Origin of the sequence: Moorena sp. SIO2C4 (assembly GCF_010672485.1) — a bacterium.
In the GTDB taxonomy this organism is placed as follows: Bacteria; Cyanobacteriota; Cyanobacteriia; order Cyanobacteriales; family Coleofasciculaceae; genus Moorena; species Moorena producens.
Window position 1 is genome coordinate 1 of the sequence record NZ_JAAHGN010000007.1, and the last position, 25,230, is coordinate 25,230.

21 protein-coding genes, 1 tRNA gene and 2 pseudogenes are annotated in these 25,230 nt (G+C 44.4%); 8 read left to right on the forward strand and 16 right to left on the reverse strand.

The annotated features are described in order from the left end of the window. Nucleotides 1-62 precede the first annotated feature (62 nt). The 4 genes and pseudogenes from F6K20_RS39775 to F6K20_RS01045 all read right to left on the reverse strand — a co-directional run. Nucleotides 63-419 carry a sodium:solute symporter family transporter gene (locus F6K20_RS39775; RefSeq protein ID WP_008190749.1) on the reverse strand — a complete coding sequence of 119 codons (357 nt, stop codon included), beginning with the start codon at nucleotides 417-419 and terminating at the stop codon, nucleotides 63-65. Then, nucleotides 343-612 (reverse strand): hypothetical protein, encoded by a 270-nt coding sequence (locus F6K20_RS01035; RefSeq protein ID WP_044495541.1) that lies wholly within the window; start codon nucleotides 610-612, stop codon nucleotides 343-345. The genes F6K20_RS39775 and F6K20_RS01035 overlap by 77 nt, the downstream gene beginning before the upstream one ends. A gap of 845 nt (nucleotides 613-1,457) precedes the next feature. Next, on the reverse strand, nucleotides 1,458-1,760 hold the full coding sequence (locus F6K20_RS01040; RefSeq protein WP_044495539.1) for an ATP-binding protein: 303 nt from the start codon (nucleotides 1,758-1,760) through the stop codon (nucleotides 1,458-1,460). After that, a pseudogene (locus F6K20_RS01045) lies at nucleotides 1,675-1,869 on the reverse strand (transposase); the annotation flags it as partial. The pseudogene F6K20_RS01045 and the gene F6K20_RS01040, both read right to left, overlap by 86 nt. A gap of 557 nt (nucleotides 1,870-2,426) precedes the next feature. On the opposite strand from F6K20_RS01045, the gene F6K20_RS01050 reads away from it, so the two are divergent. Continuing rightward, on the forward strand, nucleotides 2,427-3,029 hold the full coding sequence (locus F6K20_RS01050) for a DUF1517 domain-containing protein (protein WP_008190740.1): 603 nt from the start codon (nucleotides 2,427-2,429) through the stop codon (nucleotides 3,027-3,029). 206 nt (nucleotides 3,030-3,235) lie between these two features. Then, complete coding sequence (locus F6K20_RS01055) at nucleotides 3,236-4,120, forward strand: hypothetical protein (RefSeq protein ID WP_287248018.1); 885 nt, start codon at nucleotides 3,236-3,238, stop codon at nucleotides 4,118-4,120. 98 nt (nucleotides 4,121-4,218) lie between these two features. On the opposite strand, the gene F6K20_RS01060 is transcribed toward F6K20_RS01055, so the two are convergent. From F6K20_RS01060 to F6K20_RS01075, 4 genes are all read right to left on the reverse strand, one after another. Further along, nucleotides 4,219-4,290 (reverse strand) — tRNA-Gln (locus F6K20_RS01060). A 189-nt stretch (nucleotides 4,291-4,479) separates the two neighbouring features. Then, complete coding sequence (locus F6K20_RS01065) at nucleotides 4,480-6,423, reverse strand: R3H domain-containing nucleic acid-binding protein (RefSeq protein ID WP_008190737.1); 1,944 nt, start codon at nucleotides 6,421-6,423, stop codon at nucleotides 4,480-4,482. A gap of 165 nt (nucleotides 6,424-6,588) precedes the next feature. Further along, complete coding sequence (ldpA, locus tag F6K20_RS01070; protein WP_008190735.1) at nucleotides 6,589-7,872, reverse strand: circadian clock protein LdpA; 1,284 nt, start codon at nucleotides 7,870-7,872, stop codon at nucleotides 6,589-6,591. 308 nt (nucleotides 7,873-8,180) lie between these two features. Continuing rightward, a complete protein-coding gene (locus tag F6K20_RS01075) occupies nucleotides 8,181-8,801 on the reverse strand; it encodes a vWA domain-containing protein (RefSeq protein ID WP_071986975.1) in 621 nt (206 codons plus the stop codon). A 971-nt stretch (nucleotides 8,802-9,772) separates the two neighbouring features. On the opposite strand from F6K20_RS01075, the pseudogene F6K20_RS01080 reads away from it, so the two are divergent. From F6K20_RS01080 to F6K20_RS01090, 3 genes and pseudogenes are all read left to right on the forward strand, one after another. Beyond that, nucleotides 9,773-10,984, forward strand: a pseudogene (locus tag F6K20_RS01080) (RNA-guided endonuclease InsQ/TnpB family protein); the annotation flags it as partial. Nucleotides 10,985-11,904: 920 nt separating this feature from the next. Further along, complete coding sequence (locus F6K20_RS01085) at nucleotides 11,905-12,468, forward strand: DUF6232 family protein (protein ID WP_071106156.1); 564 nt, start codon at nucleotides 11,905-11,907, stop codon at nucleotides 12,466-12,468. Nucleotides 12,469-12,523: 55 nt separating this feature from the next. Next, nucleotides 12,524-12,886 carry a hypothetical protein gene (locus tag F6K20_RS01090; RefSeq protein ID WP_071106155.1) on the forward strand — a complete coding sequence of 121 codons (363 nt, stop codon included), beginning with the start codon at nucleotides 12,524-12,526 and terminating at the stop codon, nucleotides 12,884-12,886. Between the two features lie 162 nt (nucleotides 12,887-13,048). Here the strand turns inward: F6K20_RS01090 and F6K20_RS01095 are convergent, their stop codons facing one another. From F6K20_RS01095 to F6K20_RS01105, 3 genes are all read right to left on the reverse strand, one after another. After that, nucleotides 13,049-13,396, reverse strand: coding sequence for a ribulose bisphosphate carboxylase small subunit (locus tag F6K20_RS01095; protein ID WP_071106154.1), 348 nt, complete (start codon nucleotides 13,394-13,396; stop codon nucleotides 13,049-13,051). Nucleotides 13,397-13,480: 84 nt separating this feature from the next. Continuing rightward, nucleotides 13,481-13,870, reverse strand: coding sequence for a RuBisCO chaperone RbcX (gene rcbX, locus F6K20_RS01100; protein ID WP_071106153.1), 390 nt, complete (start codon nucleotides 13,868-13,870; stop codon nucleotides 13,481-13,483). 80 nt (nucleotides 13,871-13,950) lie between these two features. Then, nucleotides 13,951-15,381: a form I ribulose bisphosphate carboxylase large subunit gene (locus F6K20_RS01105; RefSeq protein WP_071106152.1), complete on the reverse strand. Its 1,431-nt coding sequence runs from the start codon at nucleotides 15,379-15,381 to the stop codon at nucleotides 13,951-13,953. 796 nt (nucleotides 15,382-16,177) lie between these two features. On the opposite strand from F6K20_RS01105, the gene F6K20_RS01110 reads away from it, so the two are divergent. Then, nucleotides 16,178-17,359 carry a ligand-binding sensor domain-containing protein gene (locus tag F6K20_RS01110; RefSeq protein WP_071106151.1) on the forward strand — a complete coding sequence of 394 codons (1,182 nt, stop codon included), beginning with the start codon at nucleotides 16,178-16,180 and terminating at the stop codon, nucleotides 17,357-17,359. Nucleotides 17,360-17,495: 136 nt separating this feature from the next. On the opposite strand, the gene F6K20_RS01115 is transcribed toward F6K20_RS01110, so the two are convergent. After that, nucleotides 17,496-18,221, reverse strand: coding sequence for a hypothetical protein (locus tag F6K20_RS01115; protein ID WP_071108008.1), 726 nt, complete (start codon nucleotides 18,219-18,221; stop codon nucleotides 17,496-17,498). 112 nt (nucleotides 18,222-18,333) lie between these two features. Between F6K20_RS01115 and cobU the strand changes: the two genes are divergently transcribed. Together cobU and F6K20_RS01125 are read left to right on the forward strand one after the other, a co-directional pair. Next, entirely contained in the window at nucleotides 18,334-18,939 is a 606-nt protein-coding gene (gene cobU / locus F6K20_RS01120; RefSeq protein ID WP_287293413.1) for a bifunctional adenosylcobinamide kinase/adenosylcobinamide-phosphate guanylyltransferase, read from the forward strand. Between the two features lie 98 nt (nucleotides 18,940-19,037). Beyond that, complete coding sequence (locus tag F6K20_RS01125) at nucleotides 19,038-19,460, forward strand: hypothetical protein (protein WP_287293415.1); 423 nt, start codon at nucleotides 19,038-19,040, stop codon at nucleotides 19,458-19,460. Nucleotides 19,461-19,667: 207 nt separating this feature from the next. On the opposite strand, the gene F6K20_RS01130 is transcribed toward F6K20_RS01125, so the two are convergent. The 4 genes from F6K20_RS01130 to F6K20_RS01145 form a co-directional block, all read right to left on the reverse strand. Next, nucleotides 19,668-21,116, reverse strand: a complete 1,449-nt coding sequence (locus F6K20_RS01130) for a c-type cytochrome (RefSeq protein ID WP_008187941.1) — start codon at nucleotides 21,114-21,116, stop codon at nucleotides 19,668-19,670. Nucleotides 21,117-21,191: 75 nt separating this feature from the next. Beyond that, nucleotides 21,192-21,620 (reverse strand): hypothetical protein, encoded by a 429-nt coding sequence (locus tag F6K20_RS01135; protein WP_071106144.1) that lies wholly within the window; start codon nucleotides 21,618-21,620, stop codon nucleotides 21,192-21,194. Between the two features lie 91 nt (nucleotides 21,621-21,711). Continuing rightward, nucleotides 21,712-23,178 carry a c-type cytochrome gene (locus F6K20_RS01140; RefSeq protein ID WP_008187943.1) on the reverse strand — a complete coding sequence of 489 codons (1,467 nt, stop codon included), beginning with the start codon at nucleotides 23,176-23,178 and terminating at the stop codon, nucleotides 21,712-21,714. 519 nt (nucleotides 23,179-23,697) lie between these two features. Beyond that, the gene (locus F6K20_RS01145) at nucleotides 23,698-25,122 is read right to left on the reverse strand and encodes an NADH:flavin oxidoreductase (RefSeq protein WP_287293417.1); all 1,425 of its coding nucleotides are present in this window, start codon (nucleotides 25,120-25,122) and stop codon (nucleotides 23,698-23,700) included. Between the last annotated feature and the right edge of the window lie 108 nt (nucleotides 25,123-25,230).

Sequence of the window (25,230 nt, forward strand, 5' to 3'; positions counted from 1 at the left end):
TGAACTTTAACTCTTGCTGATAACGTAGTCCCTGATGGGACTTGGGCTGGTCAGGTAATGATTCACAAGCCCCCGGATTTATCCGTGGGGTTTGCTACTCCCAGGCTCCTGACAGAGTTCAATGCTAAATAATGAGTTCGCCTTTTCAATAATATCATCAGCATTGCTGGACCGAGGGAACTGGCCACAGCTCCACTAGCAAAAAGAACCAATGAAAACACTGTGGAGGAAATAGAAATCGCCGCAATTACAGCGAGTAGTCCCACCACTAAGGTCATGAATTGCTCGTATTTCACGCCATATTTCCGGGACATCCTCCGATCCAACCCCGGAGAAATATCTCTAGCGATCGCACTGGAACAAACCAGAAGTTGGGAATCCGCTGTAGAGGCAATGACAGAAAAGACACCAGCCAACACAATACCGACTCATAATCCATCCACTGTTTCCCGTTGCTCCAGCACTCAGACCCACAAAGACTTTCCCAAAAGAGCGTGAGCCAAGTAAGTAGTCGGATTCTGTATTATCGGAAGATTTAGCAGCTAGAGCCCCAATCCACAAAAAAATTACTATAAACAATCCAAAACTGAAAATTGTAATACCTGATTCCATTAGTTTTTATCTAAGGTTTTTGAGGTTTAACTGCTCCGGTTTGCGAACTCCCAAGCTATGAATACCATGTATGAATACTATGGTATAAAACTGAAACAAATTCTCCCGGATGTCTGCCACTAAAAATTTTTATTCGCTTTTGGTAATGGGTAATGGTCGTCCAATTAAGGATTAGCCATGACGCCATAATCAGCTCTCTAATTTCTTTTATAGAAAGGGGATTAGAGAGCTTTAAAATTTCAAGGCGATACCGTTTCCTACAAGCTATTACACCGATCAGGAAAAAGTTTTTCCTATAGTATCATATTCGATTAAATACCGATAATTTCGGGGGGTTGCTTATACCAAGTTGTGTTCTTGCTATGTTAATCCCGTTGTTACTCGCGTTGGAAGAATAATATTATTGCAAAGCTTAGTGTTCAGTGCTTAGTGTTCAGTGTTGTGCAGGAAGCGTAAATTGACACTCCCCGCCCGCTTATGAGCGGGGATTCTTGGCTCTACGACTCGTCGTGGCTCTTTCAAACCGGAGTCAGAAAAAGTAGAGGACAAATCTCCCCAAGCGTTTAGATCATAGATCTAGGTTTCGGTGTGCCCCACCGTACCTTTTTTATATGAATAGACAGAGGTGCGACCCGTGGCGAATTAAATTCGCCAAGGTCAAGCGCACCTTTATACTTTTTTATCTAAGTTTTTCATAGACGTTGTAGTCGTTAGACCAAATTACGCAATACGTATCTCATACATATTTTTTACGTTGTCTACTTATGATTAGATAGTATTTATCTAGCTTTTTAGTTTATTGTAAGGGTTTTTATTATAACACGCTCTGTGAAAACTGTCAAGTTTTAGCTGAAAAAGAAAGCCGTCCTATAAGGACGGGGCGCGATTACCCAATTTTTTCGGTAAAACGTACTTCCCACTCCAGGCTCAGACTCTACCCCAATCTGTCCCCCGTGATTTTCCACAATCTTCTTGCAGGTGGCTAGACCAATACCAGTGCCAGGATAGTCTACGGGCTTTACTGAAACCTTGACTTGGGGGGATTTCCCTGGTGCTTGAAATTTAATGGCATTGCTGATCAGATTTTGAAAGAGAACAACTTCTAGCTGCTGCGCGAGTATCAAATGAGCGATTGGCAATTGGCTCATCAACCAGAGTCCATAATCTTTCTGCTGGTTGCAATTCCGGTGAGTGAGAAGGTAAAAATATTAAATGCAATCCCTCTGGTAATTCTACCCCCTTACTGGTATGCCATCCAGGGTAAGCGCAAGAAAAACGAACTCATAATATGCTAGGGGAACCGATGTCACAATCAAGGTATCCAATGGTCATTGGCTTCGATCAACCCACTAAAACCACCGCAACTTGGATTCAGTTGTCTCTATTCGACCAGTGCGGGACTTATCGCTCCCCCAAACCCCCTCATCAGTTAACTTGCACTGCCCTAAGCAACTGATTTATTGTTGACGGTTAACGGTTAATGGTTGAGGGTTAACACTCAACCCAGTTAGATACATAGAAAACCTGTTGTAGTTTTTTGAGATAAGTGGTATAAAGCGCTACAGAAAAAAAAACGGGGTGTAATCAGGAGTGATGGCTCAGTCAGTTGTGGTTGACTGGTGCAGACGCGATCGCTCCTGTTTTCTTTTGTTATAGGAATTACACAGTTGACTTGGTTTTGCCTACCTAACCCCCTTCCTCTGCCTGAGCAACCCCAGTTTGCGGAGATCCAGTATGGGTAGTGAGCAATGCGCTAGAGTAGGATAGATAGGGTAATTGAGATTAATTAACGGCGTAAGTCAGCCGACAGAAGGATGAGCTCTTGGCGCGATCGCTTAAATAAATTTGGTGGCAAAACTAGATTTGTAGTTTTTCGTTTGTTTGTACACTTAGCTGGTTCAGAAGTAACACCCTTGTTGGGGGTACTCAATCGTGCGGCACGGGAAGCCGTTGAATCAGATGGGGATTTGAAGGTATTAGGGGAAGAACTGGTAGCAATTTGTCAAAACCTCCTACAGCTGCAGATCTACTGGCAATCCGCAGCGAATGAAGGGGATGTCTTCTGGAAAGAAGGAGAAGCTGGGGACTACGTTAATGAACTGTTTACTGACTCAGCTGGGCGCTATCTGTCTGAACCAGATTTCACTACACCCTTAGGTGAAAACGAACCTTTATCCCTACCTGTGACCCAAAACGTAATTGTTATGATCACAGTAGCTTACGAAGGGGAAGTTCCTGAACTAGAAACTAACCTAGCTAGTGTTGAGTACCTCGAAGCAGGTCTAAAGGCATTGATTAATCTCCACTATCAGGAAAGTTTGCAAGCTATTCAGGTTCACTTCTCTCCAGCACAGTTGGGTGATGAACTGACTGATGAGCAAATTTTACTCAATTTCCCGGAACTGGTTCCCCTGTAATCATAAGTAAATTAAATAAATATAGATAGTGTTATAGTTGTCACTATCAGTAAATCAGGTGATGGGGTGATGGGGTGATGGCCAAGACGAACGAAACATCATCCCCAAGTTTTCGTCTTGCAAAGAACGCTAGCCCATAGCAAAGCGCGATTAGACAATAATGATTTAACAGAACAATAGTGATTTAAGAAAACTTTTTTAACTATATGTTACGTACAATTGCGATTTTTGTTCTATCTCTAACCCTATGTTGGACTACAGTAGGGTGTGGTTCTCCTAACTCAAGCCAAGTGTCGCTGAATCGGGGTGGCAATACTTCCTTTACTCCGACTCGGTTGAGTGATGGGAAATATCCCGTACAACAGGCAACCTACGATGATGTTAATGGGGTATATACCCTAATGGTGCTCAATACTCCTGCGGGTAGTCCACCAGTGTTTCGGAGCAGGGATTTGCAGATGGCACGTCTGACTGATGAGCAGGTTGCTGCTGGGGAAAATACGTATCTGAGTATTGATGACAATCAGCCGGTGATGTACCTGACTGAAGACTTCCGGATTGAATATGTCCACAATGTCACTGAGACTAGACCTAATCCTCAAAGTGGTCAACAAGAAACAGTAATCGTGCGTCAGCAATCCAGTTTCTGGGCTCCGTTTGCTGGTGCTTTGGCTGGTCAAGCTATCGGTAGTATGCTATTTCGACCTCAATACTATGTTCCACCAGTTTATCAACCGGGAGGAGTTTTAACTGGTTATGGTGGGTATGGTAACAGCTATAGTCAAGCAGTGAAGCGATATGAAACAAGGTACAAAGCACCGCCACCTGTGGTTAAAAATACTCGCTCTTTCCGCACGACTGGTAGCTTAAGAAAATCTCCTGCAGCTAATCAAGCAACTACTCGTAAAGCCTCACCCAACGCTAATCGCTCCACAGGAAAGGGTTTCGGCTCAAGTCAGTTACGCACCTCTAGTCCATCGAGTACTAAGAAAGCCAAACCCAGAAGCAGTGGTTTTGGCAGCACGAAGCGGACGCGTTCTGGCTTTGGTAGTAGTCGTGGTGGTAGTCGTTCCTTCAGACGCCGCCGCTAGTTTTAACGCCCCTTAAAAACCTAAAAGAAGCTTCTTTTGACTTTAGAAGCTTCTTTTTTTGCTGCACTATCAGGCTAGTTTGCCACTGACTAATATAACTGGGGTGCTAGGATTCGAACCTAGGAATGGCGGGACCAAAACCCGCTGCCTTACCGCTTGGCTACACCCCATTGATTCCACTTCTAAGATGATAACAGATTTGACTGGGAATATGTCAAGTATTTTTTTTGTTATTTTTCCTTTGGCTTAAAGGGTGATGGGGTGATGGGTTGATGGTTACCGGCCGGAAGGAAGACAAAGAGATATTAATGGCATGAGCTATCTTGTCTTTGTCCCCCCTCTTCCTCTTTAACTTAGATTCAGGCCGGATAAATCCGTAAACGTCGATTGGGTTCATCGCCAAAGCTAGAAGACTTGAGGCGATAGTGTTCAACTAACTCGTGTTGCATCTTCCGCACTTTAGGCGATCGCGGCAACAATTCTACGGGTTGGCCTTTGGGAATCACAATTTGCTCAACTGCTAAACGGGCTTCTTCTAGAGCCTCGATTTCATCCTCGCTACCGTTTTGGGCAAATAACTCCAAATCAGCAGCATCGGGAATTGTGGGGTCATCCATGTGCAACAGACGCCTTAATGCCCGAGTAATCTGGGGTATGGAGCTAGCTTTGATGGCGTGAATCGGGATCTGACGAGATTTAGCAATGGACTTGAGCTTGGAGTGGCTTTTGACATGCGATCGCAATCCTAAAACCACATCAGCAGTATCCATGTTTTTTGTCAAGACCACAGGCAAATTTAGGATTTGGATCACTTGCTCGATTTGATGACGACTAATGCCGTAAGGATAGACCTGTAGTGGCAAATCCTCACCATTTGGTCCTAACATCTGCATCCCTTGACCCAAGAGCTCTTGCTGTGACCAAGATTCAGCCAGCAGCTGTTCAAACATGCTATTTTCTCGAGCTGGCTCTGGTTCTTGAAGGGATAGGGGCTTCATCTGTCCAGATGAACGCCAACCTTTTGGTTGGCTAGGAGTCGTTAGGGTAAGGTGACCCCTGCTCCGACCATTTAGGGGAGTGGCAACTGGAGCGCTAGGTAATTCTCGGGTAATGGTGACCTTCCCATTTTCATCTTCTGTCCTGACTGGGGGATTTGGTTGACGTCCCCTGAGCAAATTATCAACCGTGTCCGCAACACTTTCATGTACTACCCAACGCTTACGCTCTAGCATTTCTACAGCGATTTCAAAGGTTGGGGGGGCTTTGCGCTCCAAAACGGTTTTCTGAGAGCCTCGCCGTCTGGCTTCGTCATCGCCTAGGGTGACAGCCTGGATACCGCCTACTAAATCGGAAAGGGTGGGATTTTTAATCAAGTTTTCAATCCGATTGCCGTGAGCAGTTCCCACCAGCATCACCCCCCGTTCCGCAATGGTACGAGCGGCCTGAGCTTCTAGTTCTGTGCCAATTTCATCGATAACGATCACCTCTGGCATATGGTTTTCCACCGCCTCAATCATCACCTGATGCTGATGTTCTGGGCTAGCCACCTGCATCCGTCGGGCTCGACCAATAGCTGGGTGGGGAATATCGCCATCTCCAGCAATTTCATTAGAGGTGTCGATAATCACGACCCGTTTGTCTAATTCGTCTGCCAGAACTCGGGCAATTTCCCGTAAAGCAGTGGTTTTGCCTACACCAGGACGCCCGAGCATCAAAATTGACTTACCAGTTTCCACCAAGTCACGAATCATGCCGATGGTACCAAAGACCGCTCGACCAACACGACAGGTTAAGCCAATAATTTCCCCTGGACGGTTCCGAATCGCACTAATGCGGTGCAAGGTGCCCTCAATTCCGGCTCGGTTATCACCGCTAAAGGATCCCACTCGCTCAACACAGTGATTGATTTGTTCGATAGTAACTGGTTGATCAGAAAGGTACTCTGCCCGATCACGAAAGCGCACTTCTGGGAAGCGACCGAGATCCATAATCACTTCGATCAAACTGTCCCTTTCAGCATGTTGCTCCAATAATGAGCGAATTTCGGCTGGCAAAATGTCTAGTAATTTTGGCAGGTCATCTGTAATTTGTTGACAGTTTGAAATCCTCTGAGTTTTGTCCACTGTGTCTTGGTGTTCCTTGGTAGGTAGAGTGCCACAATCTAGTTGAAGATTGTCACTTACCTCTGAGGATTGAGCCCTTACGGTCATCGCCTCAACCAAGTTATTTTCATAAACCACTGGTGATTCTTGATTGAATGACACTTGTTGATCTGAAAACTTGCTTAGTGGAAAATTCACCATTTGTTTTGCTCAAATAAAGCGATTTCTGCTGTTACGTTTTGCCCTATTTAAATTGCGGTTATTGGTCAGATCTTGGATTTAATTCATGTCTAATTTAACTCCTAATACTTGACGATTTTTATCCCAATTTAATCGAACATTCTTTCTCGATTAAAGTCAAGAAAATTAGATACTCTTGGGGATTTTTTTGACTGATTTGAGTTGAGCAACCAGGGCATGGGCAGTTGCCACAGCCTGCCAGAGCAGATCTGGTACATCCTCAAGGTTTCTAGAGGAGGGATTAGGAACGAATCCCTGGTGGTGATCAACGTCTTTGTCATAGTCTTGTTCTAATTTTTCTACAATCGGTGAGAGTAGAACTCGGGCGTAGCTACCGTAAGCCACACCGGCAATGTAGGATAGGTTATTTGGTTGTTCGCCCTTGGGGTTCGAGTAGGGTAGGTTATTTGGTTGTTCGCGTAGCGTGGCCGAAAGGCCAAGGTTGTTGTAAGAACGTTCAACCGGCAACCTGCCAACTTTCAACAATTCTTTAGAACCTTCAACGGGCAACCTACCAACTTGGCGGTTCAACAGCTTAGCTGCTCTTAGTTTGCTGACGGTGTGGTTATTGGTACCACCAGCTAACTGTACGTATCCTGGTAATCCAGCAGCGATGACTTTCTCAGCGAGTTTGATAGCAGCATGAGTTGTGCCCATGCCTATATCCCCACTCATAGGACGTCCATCGGTTTGCCAGATTAGAGGACAGGGTAAAGGCTGGATTAGTTGGTAGATTTCTTTTAGGTAGTCAATCAAATCTTTACCATCTGGGCAGCTAATGGCTAGGAGTTTGAGTTGAGCGCACCAGGGTGCGATCGCATGCCAGAGTCTTTTAAAATCTGGTAAATTCCCGACTTTGGTGTGAATTTCTATAGCATCAACGCCATTGCTTAGAATCAGGGGTGCGATCGCAAAAGGAGCTGATACGTATGACCGAGTAGTGATCAGCTGATGGGGGCAAACTGGCAGACAACGACCACAGCCATAACAGCGTTGGTCGAGCACACCAGAGTAAGCTTCACTGCCATTCTGGAAAGTAATTGCTTGTGCTGGGCAAATCTTTTCACAGGGACGAGGGCAGTCCCCTGGACACAAATCCGAGTCAAATTCGGCTTTCCGGAAATGGGGGTCTTCCCCATCATTCAAGCTCACCATCAGCCATGGTCTGCCAAGGAAGCCAAACCCTCGCTGTTTGGCTTCTTTTCCCATGGTGCTGGCGACTTGTAAGGCATCTTTCGCCGCCGAAATGACCGCCGGGTCAGCTGCCACATCAATACAATCGGCACCGGCGAGGGTGTAAGCCAAGGTTAGGCTTCTAACAGCAGGGAGGTGTTGAAAACTGGCTCCGCAAATGAGCTTGAACCAATGACCCTCCCTTAAGGAATGTAAGGGATAGTAAAGTTCAGTCACTCTTATATGCTAAATCTTTAAGCCGAAAATGGGGAGACTAATTTTACAATTCGAGTAATGAAAAAGGTTTTTTTTGAGGCGCTTACAAACCTTTCCGGGGGGGAAACTCCCTCAATTTTTTTCAAAAAATGCAGATTTAGGGTAGTTGGTTTTCTTCTTACACTAAATGTAGCGGTTGATTTTTTACAGCTGATCTCAATAAAATAATGGTGTCAATTAATTCAAAATTCTTTTGATTACAAGCCATCCCACGTGATAGTTAGTCGTGGGATGGAGTTTAAGCATTGGGAATCTTGGCGCTTATTTGGTTAATCAATAATCGCGTTCAGCAGGACCTCGGCTAAGGTCATATTCTCCATGTCTTCTAGAGTGACTGTATCCACGATGTCAAATTGAGCCCCAGCCCCTTGAAGGTCATCATCAAGTGCTTTAAGAAACCGAGTTGCCATGGCATCATTACCCACTTGGATCAGTGAAATGCCTAGTTCTTCATCCTTGTCTATTTGCCGAGATGCTTCAATGATCACTCGCATTACAGCTTTGCGGTCATCTGGCTCACCATCGGTTATCACCAAGAAGGTTTCCCCATTCGGTTTAGTTTGCCCAGCCGCTTTGCGCTTAAAGTAGTCATCGGTGGCATCCTTTAGCACACCAGCGAGATCGGTGCGACCCATGGGATCATTTTCTTGGAAAATTTGTTCTACTTTATCTGAGGTAACATTATCGTACCGTCTAAAGCGACTAGAAAACAGGTAAACCGTAATCCCATCTGGATCGAGCTGTTCACATTTTCTGGCCACTGCTAAGGTAGACTCTTGGGCAATCTGCCATCGACTTTTGCTCCTATCTTGGTAGTCTGGGCTAGACATACTGCCGCTTTTGTCGATGATTAACGTATAGTCACGGTCTTCCACGAGTGAACCTCCCACGAAAAAATTTCCTCCTTACCTTTAATTGCCACGATTTCTTAATCTAGCTTAGCTAATATTCCCACAGCTCATCTGAGTGTTTTTGCCCTAAGATTCTTGCCAGGAGTTTATGATGCCAATATCTAATTATTATTAGAACTATCCTTTAATAGCAGCACCATAGGCTTGATAACCATGAGACCTTAAGGTAGATGTATTCCCTTGACTATTTTATCTATTTACTATTCTAAACTTAGATATTAACAAATAGGGGGAGCGTGAGGGGGACGGAATTCCGCACCTTAACAGGGCAAACGCCTCTAAATTTTATTGACAAATTTTCTATTTTGTGATAATGGTGCATCTCACTTTTGCAATTAAACAAAAATTCTAATAAAATTCCCAAACTGCCTACACTACCCACCCTCCCTAAAATCCCCACGCTTCCGACACTTCCGGCACTTCCCTTGTTTTTTACAAAGATGAGATGCACCCTGTGATATAATAAATCCCGCAGCGAATTCATATTGTCAATAAACCCTGGCTTATAGTGCCGCCAAGTTGTGCTTGTTGAGAATGGATTTGTCACATATAGTGTTTTGTGGATTTAGCAAACACTATATATATCAAGTGTTCAGAAAATTAGATGCTTTCGTTTACCCTGCACTAAACGCCGGTTAAGTTGAGCACCAAATATGAGATAGTGATTTCATGACTAATTTTTAGCTGTCCGGCAAAAGAAGCCCCACATCCTAATGCGCAGCATAGGTGTGGGATGAATTTTGCACAGGGTATGCACGGAATGGGGAAACTAGCTATTAAGCTTGTGATCAATTCCGATTGAGTCATTCCTCTGAGTTCTGCTTCCTGTAGTAACTGTCTTTTTTCAAAATCGGTAAGCCTGATAATCAACTTTTTATTTGTAATTTTGACTTGTTATATGTATATACGTTTGTTATCATTATAGTAGGTCGATAAATAGGAGGCAAGTGATGAGGATAGCATATCAATACCGATTAAAACCAACCAAAGAGCAAAAAGCCACAATAGACAATTGGTTATCTATGCTTTGTTGTCAGTACAATTACCTTTTGGCTGATAGATTTAATTGGTATGAGCAAAATCGCTGTTCTATTAATGCCTGCCCCCTTGTTTGTTACCTTCCAGAATTAAGAGAAAATCCAGATTATTACAGTCAGAAGAAAAGCTTGCCAAACCTCAAAAAGACTCATCCTTGGTATAAAAACATGCATTCTCAGGTGCTTCAGGATGTGGTTAAAAGGGTGAAATTGGCTTTTGACAGGTTTATTAAAGGAGATAGTAACGGAAAACGTAGTGGAAGACCCAGATTCAAGAAGCGTCACCGGTACCGTACGTTCACTTACCCCCAAATGAAAGAAGGATGCTTGGAGGGTAACTTGATTAACCTGCCAAAATTAGGACAAATCAAGATTGTATTGCATCGTTCTATTCCTAATGGATTCAAGATTAAGACAGCTTCAATCACTAAAAAGTGTGATGGCTATTACTTGGTCTTGTCTCTAGAAGACAAGACCGTTCCCGTTCGCGCAGCGTCGGCTTCGCCGAAAGTGAAACCTGATATTAACCCTGATTTAATAGTTGGCATTGATGTTGGCCTAAAAGAATTCTTGACTACTTCTGAAGGGGAAACTATTGGCATTCCCCAGTATTACCGAAAGTGTCAAAAAAGATTAAAGGTTATCCAGAAGCGGATATCTCGACGGAAGAAGGGTAGTAACAATAGACTCAAGGCTATTAAGCAACTTGGTAGGCAGCACAAAAAAGTAGCTGATCAGCGAAAAGACTTTCATTTCAAGACAGCAAATTACTTGTTGTCCAAATATGATGTAGTAGCCCATGAAAAGCTAAATGTTAAGGGATTAGCTAAATCCCGATTGGCTAAATCTGTGTTAGATGCCGGGTGGTCACGCTTTCTGACAATTCTTTCAAGCAAAGCCTTAAATGCTGGCTTGTTGGCAGTTGCAGTAAGTCCCAAAAATACTTCGCAGAATTGCTCCAATTGTGGAAAAAAAGTTCCTAAAAAACTGCATGTTCGCTGGCATGATTGCCCTCATTGCGGATGCAGTCTTGACCGGGATCATAATGCGGCAATAAATATAAGAAATAGAGCGGCAGGGCAGTCCGTTCTTAAAGCCCAGCGCCTCCTAAGGGATACCCGGATTGANTACCCCATGAGCAACTGCCGTGGTCTCCCCCATGAGCGACTGCCGTGGTTTCCACGGGGCTTACAAGGTGCGGACGCAGGTTCCGCACACAGCCCCTCCCCATGAGCGACTGCATCAAGACAGGGTAAATGGATCTACATTAGAAAACCCTTACTCAGAAATAAATTCCAATTCATAACCTAAAGCAAAAATCAGATTAATGCCAGCTCTAGTAGGCATTTAAAACTTGGTGCATCTCACATTTGTAATGGTGCCCTTGACCCATTAATAATTAAATTCTCCACGGGTCGCACCTAAATGTTGCTAGTGGTGCGTGATAAGACGAGTTCGCCCTCATTTTCTCGGTAGCCAGTGTTAGGACAGTGCGTCCGATTGTAACCGGCAAGATGCCCGTTCCACCGGGTGCATCTCATATTTGTAAAAAAGTTGCGTAGTGGCGTGGCACACCTTAAATGTTGCTTTAGAAAAATACCATAATCTACTTTTAACAAGGGTTTAGCGGAAAAAACTATTGCACTATTTTAGCTGTGCCACGCCAGTAGGGTGTGTTAGGGGGGCCTCATTTTCAGCCTCGTAGCCAGGGTTTAGACAGCCCGCCCCGGATGCTGCTGGCGAAATATAAGTTAACATCCAAAACACTGATTCTGCCGTTGATTACGTTACAAAACTATAAAAAGTTTTTCGACCATTACAGGCAATATCAAGGCTTTCAGCGTGTTAAGAAATGTTTCGCCAGCAGTATCGCCCCGTAACGCACCACATTGTCAAGCAACAAAAATGAGATGCACCCGTTCCACCAAGATGCCCGTTCCACCCACCGGGTCAAACAGCTTTAATGAGATGCACCCTTTAAAACTTCAATCCAGCAACGCCAGTGATCTTTATCAAGCCATAATTTTGAGTTCAATTAAAAAAGTATGTTGAGTAATTTTTTGCCAGATGACGTTAGTGAGCCAACTGAAGTTAAAACATCTTTTTTAAAGATTAGAGGGAAAAGTTTAATATTTGGTAATGTTGTTTACCAAATTCATAATATTACAAGTATCGGATTAGTTGATTTGAGCAGTAATGCTACATATAAACAGCCAATGAACAAGCTTTCTATTGTTTTATTTATTATAATGATAATAGCTTTGGCTACTGTATTGTATGGATTTTTTTCAAACATAATTGTAGTTATAGCTATTGGAGCTTGGTTAATTTATGACTCTAAGAAAACTATAACTAAAAAAATAAACAAATATGGGATGACTATTTATACAAATAATGGCATAAACAAAATTTTAGTAAGTAGGGATAAGGAATTTATTAAAAAAGTTATTTGGACTTTGTCTGATGTGATGAATAGCAATGAACCCAAAGCTATTACTTTTAACTTTGAAACTTTGGATATGTCTGATAAATCAATAGAAATTGAAAGAAATATTGGTTCTCCTGTGGTCTCAGGCGATATTGAGGGGGATATTGTGAACTGGGTTTAAAAATTATCAAACTCTGATTATTGTCAATCTATTCAATGGATTAAGGAGCTTAAAGGTGGCAGATAAATCGATTAAATTTACTGGGACTAATAATAATAGCCCTATATTGTCAGGTAATGTCAAAGGAAATATTTATAATAATACATATAATTCAGAACAGAAAAGGAATCTTGCTGAAGCTGCAAGCGAGATTCAACAACTTCTAGAACAGCTAGAAAAGTCATATTCCACCCAGACAATTACTGGAAAGTTGAACATTGCAACTAAAGCCATAGAACATATTGAAAGCAACCCAAAACTGTCCGATAAGATAGTTAATGCCTTAAAAGCAGGAAGCATTCAAGCTTTGGCACAACTCCTCAATCATCCCGCATCCAGTTTTGTTATTGCTGCTTTGGAAGAATGGGATAAAAACTAGGGCAAATGCATCTAAACCAGAACGGGCTTTGGCTCCCTCACCCCTAAATTTTAGGGTCAAGAATGAAACAGCCCCCCAAGCGAGCAATCCCTCGCTTGGGGGGCTAATAATAGCATTTCATCCAAGTATGAATGCCTTAGACTTTAGTAGTAAAAGCTGCGGTTACCAACGGCTGCGGCTAACACCGTCATTAGGCTTGTGAATGATGAAGCTGAGAACTTGGCACTGCTTAACGTTATCAAAACCCACAACCCGGATATAGCAGTCGCGGTATTCAGAGCGACACTCATCCACTTCCGCTAGCACATCTTTAGGTGAGGTAGCCTTGAACAAAGGCAGTTTCCATAATGTCCAGTAGTACTGCTCTGGTTCAGAGCTTTCGTTGAACTCGATCGCGGGAATGTAACCTTCCGCTAAGATGTACTCCACTTGCCGCATAATCTGAGTGTCACTCAGGGGAGGTAAGTAGGAAAGGGTTTCGTAACGACGCTCTTTTGGTAATGTTTTCATAGATTTTGATGCTCTGTTTGATTCTCTGTTGAAGTATAGGTATGAAATTTGGGGGATACCAGGTCACGTCTTCGGTTGAACCAATTAGTTATCCGAATCAGTTTGCTGCTCAGAATTAGTCGGGTTATCTGGAATAGTGAATTGCGTGATGCGCTCAAGATGCCGACGCCGATGTTCTATATTCGACTGCCGAATAGTGGTGCAAACCATTTCAGGCAAGAACTCGGCCACTTCCTCCGCTATATGTTGCCGCACAGTCATAATCCGCAACGCAAATTCAGGTTTAGCCCGCAGTAATTCCTCAAGATAAACGTCTCCATCTTGGATACTTTGTTGTGAGGAAAAAGACTGTAGCCAAAGCGCTCGGGGAGGGTCGGTTTCTCTTAACTGGTTTACCACTGTCCGCAGTGCTTGATAGGTCATATAGCTAGCCAGCACCTTGGCTGTATCTTTCGCAACTCGTTTTAAATCCATGGTTGAACCCAGTCGTTTGGAAAAAGTATGAAGTCTAAAGTATGGCGTTTCATACTTCAAACTTCACAGCTCAAACGGCATCAGACTGTATCCATTGCCTCGAACTCGAACTTGATTTCCTTCCAAAGTTCGCAAGCAACTGCCAACTCAGGACTCCACTTAGCAGCTTCCCGGATAATGTCACCACCTTCACGCATCAGGTTACGACCTTCGTTACGAGCTTGGATACAAGCTTCTAGAGCTACCCGGTTTGCAGTAGCACCAGGAGCATTACCCCATGGGTGACCTAGAGTACCACCACCGAATTGTAGGCAGGAATCATCACCAAAGATTTCTACTAGCGCAGGCATGTGCCAAACGTGAATACCACCAGAAGCCACTGGCATTACACCAGGCATGGAAGCCCAGTCTTGAGTGAAGTAAATACCCCGTTCGCGGTCTTGCTCAATGTGGTCTTCCCGCATCAGGTCAACGAAGCCCATGGTGATACCTTTTTCACCTTCAAGCTTACCGACTACAGTACCGGAGTGGAGGTGGTCACCACCGGACATGCGCAAGCACTTAGCCAAGACGCGGAAGTGCATACCGTGGTGTTTCTGACGGTCAATCACAGCGTGCATAGCGCGGTGGATGTGCAGCAGAACGCCATTATCACGGCACCAACGAGCCAGAGTGGTGTTGGCGGTAAAGCCACCAGTGAGGTAGTCGTGCATGATGATAGGCATGTCCAGGGACTTAGCAAACTCAGCCCGCTTCATCATCTCCTCGCAGGTGGGAGCAGTGACGTTGAGGTAGTGACCTTTGATTTCGCCAGTTTCAGCTTGGGATTTGTGGATTGCTTCTGCTACGAACAGGAAGCGATCGCGCCAGCGCATGAAGGGCTGGGAGTTAATGTTTTCGTCGTCTTTGGTGAAGTCGAGACCACCGCGCAAGCACTCATATACTGCACGACCGTAGTTCTTAGCGGATAGACCTAGCTTGGGCTTAATGGTACAACCGAGCAAAGGACGACCATACTTATTCAACTTGTCCCGCTCTACAACAATCCCGTGGGGTGGTCCCTGGAAGGTTTTGAGGTAAGCAATGGGAATCCGCAAGTCTTCTAAACGCAGTGCTCGCAGAGCTTTGAAACCAAATACGTTACCCACGATGGAGGTCAGCATGTTGGTGACTGAGCCTTCTTCAAACAGATCCAGTGGGTAGGCAATAAAGCAGATGAACTGGTTGTCTTCCCCACGTACTGGTTCGATGTCGTAGCAACGACCTTTGTAACGGTCTAGGTCAGTCAGCAAGTCAGTCCAAACTGTTGTCCAGGTACCCGTAGAAGACTCAGCTGCAACCGCTGCACCGGCTTCTTCCGGAGGTACACCAGGCTGCGGTGTTACGCGAAACGCTGCCAAAATATCCGTATCTTTTGGAGTATAATCTGGCGTATAATAGGTTAATTTATAGTCTTTTACACCGGCATCGTAGCCAGCTTTTGTCTGAGTCCTGGTTGATGAGTAAGACATGCGTTGCTTCCTTAGGAACTACTGAATGTTGCTATCGCTAGAAGAGATTTTCTTTTCTTAGTGTTGTGTGTTGCTCCTAGCTAAGAGAACACACAACCCATCTAGGCTTGTTTTCTAAGCCTGAAGAAGGGCACAACACCGATTCCACAATCACCTGTTTGTGGCTAATGTTGGGGATTACCTGTAGCTTTACTTACTTACCCGACTGCTCCGCTGATTGGTAAACGGTTGCTAGTGGGTCAAGTCGCTAAGGCAATTCAGGATTTCTTAATCATTTTGAAATATAGCAGGTAATGGGATCACTTAAACCTCAAATATTCTTTAGGAATGTATCAGCTCCTCTTATAACATGACGAAATGTAACAATTAATCACATATTTGTCACAAAAATTCTAAAATTGACTATAATAGTTGCCTTGACAAGGTTTGGCAGCGGGGTTACAAAACAAAATCAGATAAATAAAACTTGAACAGTTGCGCTACAGATCGTGAGGCTGCAACCATTGCGCCCCGACAATCGCCCCTAAAATTAGGATTGAGCAACGGATGCAAGGGTAAGTCCTGATGGATGCATCTCATTTTTGGTGTTTGACCCCGTGGTGCGTTACGGGGCAGACCTTCCCAAGGCTGGCTACGAGGCTGAAAATGACGGCGAGCCCTTCGGTGGTGCGTTACGGGGCTACTGGCTACGAAGTTGAATATGATGGCAATCCCCCCTAACGCACCCTACGCACCCTACGCAACATTTTCAAATATGAGATGCACCCAGTCGTGATCAACTAAAGACTTAATCAAGATGCTGGAAATAATGGCATGGTTAACTAACCGCTTAACTAACTGCTTAACTAACCGCTTAACTAACCGTATCGGTCTGGTAGTCAGTGCTACACTGCTGGGGCAAATCTTACCTGTGTCAATCCCAGACAGTGAGCCAAACAACCATTTCTCATATTCCTCAACAGCGTACGCTCAGACACAGTTATCCACTGACTCGGTAAACCAAGAGGTATCCCCCCCCACGTCCCTTAGAAACCCTCCGCCCCCAACTAGACCTTTGCCTGATCAACGCCTCAGGCAAGAAACCCAGCCCCTACCAGCAGATTTTCGGGTGTCTGCTTTGCAACCGGATTTTACTGGTGAGCTTTGGGTGGGCTCTTGGCTAGGATTAACTAGAATTGACCCTAATACTGGAAAAATCCGCACTCGCCTAAGTCTACCCAATTACACTGTTGGTGCGATAGCTCAGGATCGGGTAGGGCGGATTTGGGTAGGAACCTATGAAGGACTATTGCGTATAGACCCCCGTAATAATGAAATTAATGCCCAAAACTTTACCTTACCGTCTAATAATGTGTTGTCCCTGTTGATTGACACTCGTGGCTATCTTTGGGTGGGAAGCGATCGCGGTCTGGCTTTGATTAGCCCTGACCAGGGATTGTTGATGACAACGTTACAAAAATTACCCGGTGTCAGTGCCAATGCTCTGACTCTAGATCAAGAGGGTCAGCTGTGGGTGGGCACTCTAGAAGGGCTAGTGCGAGTGGATACTGCTAGTGCTTTTGTGATCGCTCGCATCAAGGATTTACCAGGAAACACCGTGCAAACCTTGACCAGAGGACCAGAGGGAATGCTATGGGCTGGCACTCCTAATAGTTTACTGGTGATTAACCCAGACACTTACGAAGTGTTCAGGTCTGTAACTCCCCTAAGAGGACGTAATGTCACTGCTGTCCAGTTTGATCTAGATGGTAATGTTTGGGTTGGTACGGATAATGGCTTATTTAAAATTAAACGAGACAGTGGAGAAGTGTTGGCTAAACTAGGCAAGCTACCTTCTAGTCGTATTCTGGCATTAGCTCCTAATACTGGTAACAAGTTGTGGATCGGAACTTCGGAAGGACTAGCTTGGGTGAGCATGACTACAGGTCGCATCGAACCCCATTTGGGCTTTGTTAGAGAGATTCCAGGTAGCTTTTAGCTGCCAAAGCATCGGCTCATAGTGATCGGCCCATAGTGAGTGCGATCGCAAAAGCGCGGAAGCTGAGGCCGTAGGCCACGCGGGGCGCGTTCGCTTCATTGCGAAGCGTGAGCAAAGGTCAATCGCAAACCTTTAATTAAGGCTTATTCAGCTGAGAGTGCATCACAGTTAATGTTTCTGCTAGTTGACTGAGGCGGTCTTCGAGGTATTTTTTCCGAATTAACAGTTGTCGCAGTTTTTGATAACGAGCGATGGCCATGCTCACACTGGGAACCTGATCCGCTGGACAAGACCTTGACCAAGATTGACCCTGCTCATCCAAGCCACAAAGACGGTAACCAGTACGAGGAGATTGATACGTAACATTAGTATTCGATTGCTCAACTCCTTCATCCACATAGTCCATCATCCGGTCACCATTGGCTAGTCTTACTGTCCCCATGGCATCTTGGGGTTGACTCGCTTGAGACTCTAACCAGCCATCAACAATTGGTCCTTCTAGGTATAGGTCTTGAATTTGAAGGAGGATTTTGTGCAGTTCCTGCTGCCAACCCAGAACAATTCCCTCAATGTCTTGCAACAGATTCATGGCCAAAGCTGGGTTAGCACCATGGCGATGGTTTCCCAGTTTAGGGTATTTCAATCTAGGCAGAGTTGGTATCTTCTGTTCATCCTGGCGAGTGGGAAACGGTTGTACTGCCATAGAGAAAGAAGGTTCCTTTTTATGTCTACGACTTACTACACCTGCTTGTTGCTGATTAGTTTGATCAGCCACAGCTGGGGATGGTTGTGATGAATCAGTGGCACTAGCTTTTGCTAACTGATTTAGTGTTGTCTCGATCCGTCGCAATTTTGATTTCATGAAGACTGATTTTGTGAGTAAATATAGTTGATTTGAAGGGGGAAGATGCCAATTATTCTGAACTATAAGCTCTGTTAATTTTCGCGCAATGGCAATATAAGTCCCAATAGCCTTGAATAGTACCCAATTTACTAGTACCAAATTTACCAGTAATTTAATTTTAGTCACCGGACCATCCAGGTCTGGCAAAAGCGAGTGGGCAGAAACCCTGGCAATGCAGACTGGGAAATCGGTAGTATACGTCGCTACTGCCACAATCAACCCGGATGATCCAGAGTGGCTGGCTCGGATTGAAAAACATCAGCAGCGACGCCCCAGTTCGTGGACAACCCTTTTGGTACCACTGGACTTGGCAACAACAATTACCAACTATTCTGACATCAATCACTGCCTGTTAGTAGATTCTCTAGGAACCTGGGTTGCCAATTGCCTAGAACAGGATGATACTGTTTGGCAGCAAACCTTACAAAACTTATGGAATAGTTTGACCAAGGTTAAAGGTTCTGTAATTTTTGTTGCAGAAGAGGCTGGCTGGGGAGTGGTTCCAGCTTATCCTATGGGTAGGGCATTTCGCGATCGCTTGGGAAATGTGGTGCGTTATTTGGGGCACTTGGCTAATCCAGTCTACTTAGTCACCGGTGGTCATGTGCTTAATCTCAGTACCCTGGGTCAACCATTACCCTATAATGGTACTGTTGGCGAATCACCTCAAACCTAATTAAATCCATCGCAAGAGGGGAAAGATACCGGCAGTGGAGAAGAAGCCTCCTAGCTCAGTCGTTCATTAACGGATTAAAACTAACTACTAACAAAACCATGGCATCTGAATCACAAGTCAAACGCTATCTCACCTACTGGTTCCAGTTAGGCAAAAAAGTTGTGATGCGCAATGGTTTTTCAGCTATGCAGCCGCAATCATTCACAAATGGCAAGCACTACAGCCAAGAATTTGAAACTATTTGGCAGCTAGCTATTTCACCAGAGACTGGTGATTGTTACCTGGAAGGAACTGAGCCAGCAATTGCGGATTTATTAACACCCAAGTGGGATATACTGCCTTGTGCCCGTTGTGATATGCCTTTAGCCATTAAAACGGCTGGGATACCACCAACCTGTTGTCCCTGTTTTGATCTACCCACATGGCCCAACACAGAATTGCCAGCACCACGAGATCCAGTGTGTAATCAAACCGAACTAAGAGGGATTTGCGATCGCTTAAATAGAATTACTGAGAATTGAATTACTTAAGAGGGTAGAAAAAACAATAAAATACTAGTTTTTAGCTTGTAGAGTCGCCCAAAAAAAGTTTGGTTATTTTGATAATAGCTAAAGAGCTACTCTTATTTAAATGAAACTGAAAGATTTCAGTAAATACGATTAGTTTAATTGCTGCATATGGGGAAGTTTATCTGCCCCATATGCTAGTGCTTTAGAAAGTCCAGGAGATCACAAAGTTTTCAGATATTCAATCAAGGCTTTCTTATCCTGTTCAGGTAAATCAGTGCCATAAATATGTCCTTGGTTACCGTTAGCTATAACGCTAGTATCGTATCTGAAACCCTCCTTCTCAGCATTTGCGCCCTCCGAGACAAAGCCGACTTCTTCGGGATCATAGACATCATATCCCCGGTAAAATACCTTCGTCCGGTTTTCAGGAGTTTCCAGTAAGTTTGTTAGATTAGGCACCGAACCATTATGGAGATAAGGAGCTCTTAGCCAAAGTCCATCAAGGGCTACTGCCACATAACCATTAGTCTTACGCAGGTAGTCAAAGTCCCATTCATAGCCTTCAGCGTACTCATTATAAGCATCAGCTGCTTCCTGAGTCCACATATCTAAGCGGTTGCGGTCAGTACCAATCTCATCGATAGGAATAACAGTTCCTGTCCGTTCTCCACCAAAAGCATGGCAGGATGCACAGGTATTAGCAAAAATCTCACTACCTTTTGCTGCCAATGTTTGATTAACCTCAAAAGGATATGGGGGAGGAGGTAATTCAGTAATATAATCTTCTACCCGCTTTAAACCTTCGATATTAATCGACTTCCTAGTAGCACCATCCCCGATTGCCCCAGTCTGGATGGTTTCCGTTAGTGACGTTTCTAAGCCATCCCAATGATAGGCAAATCCTTCATGCATCTTTTGATTCCAAATCGACATCATGTCGGAGTTGTCAACAGAATCATCTAGAGGCTGTTCTAAGTATCGAAACTTGCCAGGGTTGAATGGAGAGATTCGACCAGGTCCCCAGTCCGGACGGGAATCCATCCAAGCATATCCTTCCCCAAGTTCCAGAATTGATTTCCTGGTCTGAGGAATAATTACATAGCGATAAAGTAGTTTATCAAACCAAGAAAGTTCATAATTGTATCCAATTTCTCCAAGAATATAGTCTGCTGTAAATCGTGGGTCATTGGCACAATCTTGCAGAAATCGGAGGTAGCCTTGAGAATCAAACTTACTTGAGGGTCCTCCTAAAATAATGGTAGGTTTATCTTTAGGATTTTCGCGAAATGTAGCCGTATGACAGGCAGCACAAGTTATGCCCTGACGGGGAAAACCAATAGTTTTTTTAGAAAAGCCAATGGGCAATTCTTTCCCCTCTTCCCAGGTAATTCCCAAAGACGTATAACCACCAGGTCCTGGTAGTTGGTCTGGAAATATCCGGGGAAGCACCAGCCAAATTAAATACGGTACACCTTCAGCATTTTCTGTGCCAATGGAACCATACTTGAAGTGTTCTTCTGGCGACTCATAATCGTAATAAGTGGGAGGATTGGGGTCTTCTCGAAATAGATTGTACCATCCCACATAGGCTACAACTCCAGCCAGCAAGAAAATACTAATCACAATCGTTATTAGTATTTTCCCTAATTTCGTCTTCACCATTTCCATAACGTTATTGTTCTCCCTACTGCTAGATAGTGGTGAGTGCAGTGCTAGGTGATAAGTATTACTATTCCCTAAAAGTTAGGATAATCCCTTGGCTGTTTCTAAAATAAAGGGTTGTTGAGTTTGCAGGGCAAGGAATAATAGAATTCCTTGGATAACTGCGAAGACAAGGTCAACCAAAGCGATACTCAGAAATCCCAGATCTTGACCAAATAACAAGACAGCCGTTATAAAAAACGTAGCTCCACCACCTCGTGTGACCAATATCGACATCCAAGCTGTTGCTTTATAGCGATAGGGATCCATGGCACCAGGAATGTATAAAATACTGATTTCCAGCAACAGCAACCCTGCAGCACGTACCCAGATAATCGGCACTGGAATTTGCATTTTTAATAACGAAAGCATGACTTCTGGGAAGAACAATAAGGGAATGACAAAAAACACCACATTGATAATGATGCCAAGCCATACCACACGACCAAACCATTTAGCGTAAGTGTTCATTTTACCTCTTGCTTGAATCTGTTGTTTTAATCTCTTTGTTTAATGTATTGGTTGATTTTTGTTGTCCATAATTGTTGACATTTATCCCTTACTAAAGAGTCTTCATGTACTCTACTAAGGCATCTTTTGCTTCTGGAGAGAGGTCAGTTCCATACAGGTGACCACTCTTTAAATTGCCAGGAATTGTTGTATCAATCTTAAAGAATTCCTTGGTATTATCCTCGGCTACATCGGAAACAAAACCAACCTTTTGCTGATCGAAAACATCATCACCTCGATAGAATTCTTTGGGTCGGTTTTCGGGGGTTTCTAACAAGTCTCTGAGAGTTGGTACTGAACCATTGTGTAAATAGGGAGCTCGTAGCCAAATTCCATCTAGGGGCACATTGGCATAGCCATTAGTCTTGCGGAAATGTTTGAAACGCCTTGGTGTGCCAACAAAGAGGGTATTTTGGTTAGAAAGTAGTTCATAGGTGTAGGAATCCAGGCGATATCGGTCTGTACCAATTTCTTCAATAGGTGTTACCTTGCCAACCTTTGAACCACCAAAAGCATGGCAACTGGCGCAGTTGTTTTCATAAATTGGCTTACCCACTGCTGCCAAATTCTGGTTAATTTCATAGGGATAGGGCGGGGGTGGTAATTCCCACAGCCAATCAGCAACCCGTTGAATCCCATCCAAATCTACCGTGGTTGGTGTGACCCCTGCACCCAAAGCAGCGCTCAGGTTCCGCTCATCCACCGAGTCGTTATCACCATCCCAGTGCAACTGCAAACCCTCACGAGGCTTCTGATTCCAGATGGAGGGAAAATCTGCACCACCAATCAGTTCATCAGGATCTAACTGATCCATTGGGAAGCGAAATTGCAGGGATTTATAGGGATTAAAAGTATCCACCCGCCCAGGACCGCGATCAAGTTGGTTATCTAAAAAGGCGAGTAGGCTACCCTGAGCAATTAAAGCATCCCGAGTCTGGGGAATAACCAGGTAGCGATAAATCAATTTCTGGATCGGGTTGAACTTTTCCCCTTGGGCTGCAATCTCTGCCAAAATCCGGTCAGCGTTGAATCGTGGATCAAATGCTACTTCGGAGATTAACTTGATGTAGCCCGATAGATCGACCGTATTGGAAGGCATGGTGGTGATTACCCGGGGTGTACTATCGCGGGTATCTCGCACTGTACCAGCATGGCAGACTGCACAATTTAAACCAACACGGTCAACGAACATCCGACGCTTTGAAAAGCCGATGGGTCTGTCTTGTCCTGGTTCATAGATAAAGCCTAATGAAGCATAACCCTCACCGGGTAGCTTATCTGGGAAAATTGCTGGCAGTACTTTCCAGATCCAGTAGGGAACTCCATTCACTGGCTCGCTGCCGATGGAACCATACTTAAAGTGGTCATTAATATCTGCATATCTAACTGGGGAGTTGGATATCAACGGCCAAGCTATCACTAGGGTGATGACCAGTACAACTCCGATAATAAGAAGCCAAAACCGCTTTAAGCTTTTGAAAGCACCCTTGAGTAGGGTTGGGTTTTCTGATTCACTCATCAATTTCTTACCTGTGATCTATAAATATAGTGCGTCAGTTTAAATATAGTGCGTAAGTGTTCAGTCCTGAATAGATCAGGACTTACCCTTGTATCGAAAAATTAACGCCATTTGTAGGGGTACACAGCCGTGCCCCCTCAACCTAGGGCTTGCTGAATAAGTCTACAAAGCGACTCTAGAGGCTACACAGCTTTAAAAATCTGAGTTTCACCGCTTGGTTCCCCAAGAAAACCCAGGGATTTCCCACAAAAGTGCAAGGTTTTTGAGCGACAAGATCCCAAAACCTTGCACTTGTTTGGTTAAAAAAGGCTTGAAAGCCTTGTCGGGTATGCCTTCTGCCTTGATGCAGCAAGCCCTATCTACCGTAATATCCTAACTCCTATAGAAACAAGCGTTCGAGGAAAGCGATTAGCCCGAAGGGCTACGCTACGCGATCGCATTCTCTATAACATGTAAAGAAACAGAAATGTTTCTTAGAAGAGGTTTTTACTCTTCGTTGTTGACAAAGATAATTAAGAATTAGGAGAATGGCGGTGGATCAAATACAGTCATCACCTGTTCAATCATTTTGTCGTGGTCATCATTGTATCGGCGCACATCGTAGCAGCCTAGGGGGTTTTGTAGGGCATTGAGCAAGCACCTGTTGCAGTAGGTGCAGGGTCGGTCTGGCAGGTCTTTTCCTTGCTGAAACTGCTGGACTAGGTCATTATTGGCAACCAGAGGACGGGCGATACTAACTGCATCACAGAATCCTTCACTAATCGCCTCACGGATGTAGGATGCTTGCTGAAAACCTCCCGTGCAGATGACTGGGATATTCACATGCTTTTTGATTTCCCGAGCATCACTGATGCTAATACCTTGGTATTTATCTAGGAGTTCTTGCATGGTTTGACTTGATACAAACTCCCGGAAGGAGTCGTCCAAGGCTTTATCCTGTACATCTTTGCCGATAATCGGCTGAGTCCAACCCTTTCTGTAAACTCGGTTCCACAAGAACAAGAAGATGGGAAATAGGAATCGATACCGGAACAGTAAATAATTGCGGAAGGTATAGATACCGCTTTTAAGCATGATCTCGTACCATCGGGATGCTTCGTCCTGGGGAAACTCACCGGGTGGGTTCAACGGGTGGGGAAATAAGCTTCCAGTGGATATATGAAGGGCATCTGCTCCAGCTTCCTCGACCCACTTGCAGATTTGGATAGAGTCTTCCAGGGTATTCCCAGGCTTATCCCAAGGAATCACAGCATCGTTGTATTCCACTGCACTGATTTTTGCCTGGAGGTGAAAATCATTTCCTACCTCCTTGCGTATTCCCTGGATAATCTCCAGCAAGAAACGAGCTCGATTTTCCAGAGAACCGCCATACTCATCCTTGCGGTCGTTGATGCCTGAACTCAGAAATTGGGTAATCAGATAGCCATTGGCACTGTGCAGTTCTACCCCATCAAGTCCTGCCTCACGAGCTCGTCTGGCACCATCAGCGAAGGCCTGAATCATTTCCTTGATTTCCTTGCGTGTCATTGCCTGACACTCCAGCCCATGAAATGACTCAGTTTCACTGGTTGAACTCAGACCCTTATTATGCAAATTCTCCACACCACCAACATCCCGCTGACGACCAGAGTGGCTGAGTTGCATCAAAAACTTACAGTCATACTCATGAACTTTCTCGCCCACTTTGCGCCAGAAGGGAATTCGATCATCCCGGTCAATCGTGGCATAGTTAGGTAAAATTCGTCCTCGGATTTGGACGGGTGTAAAGGAAGAGACGATTGCACCGACGCCGCCTCGGGCAAATTTCTCTTCCCAATTGATCCGTGCCTGGTTACCGGAACCATCATAGTTGTCAAATCGACCAGAGATATTAGAACGAAAGATCCGATTCTTTAGGGTCAAGTTCCGGAACTCCAAAGGTTCAAAAATTATATCCTTTTCCATTTGATTTAGTTGAATCTTGGCTTTTGTTGGAATAAAGCAAGCTACAAGCTCAATGCCTAGCATTCCAGATGCTGGCCGAATATTTTTTTAGGAAAACTATTTAATGCT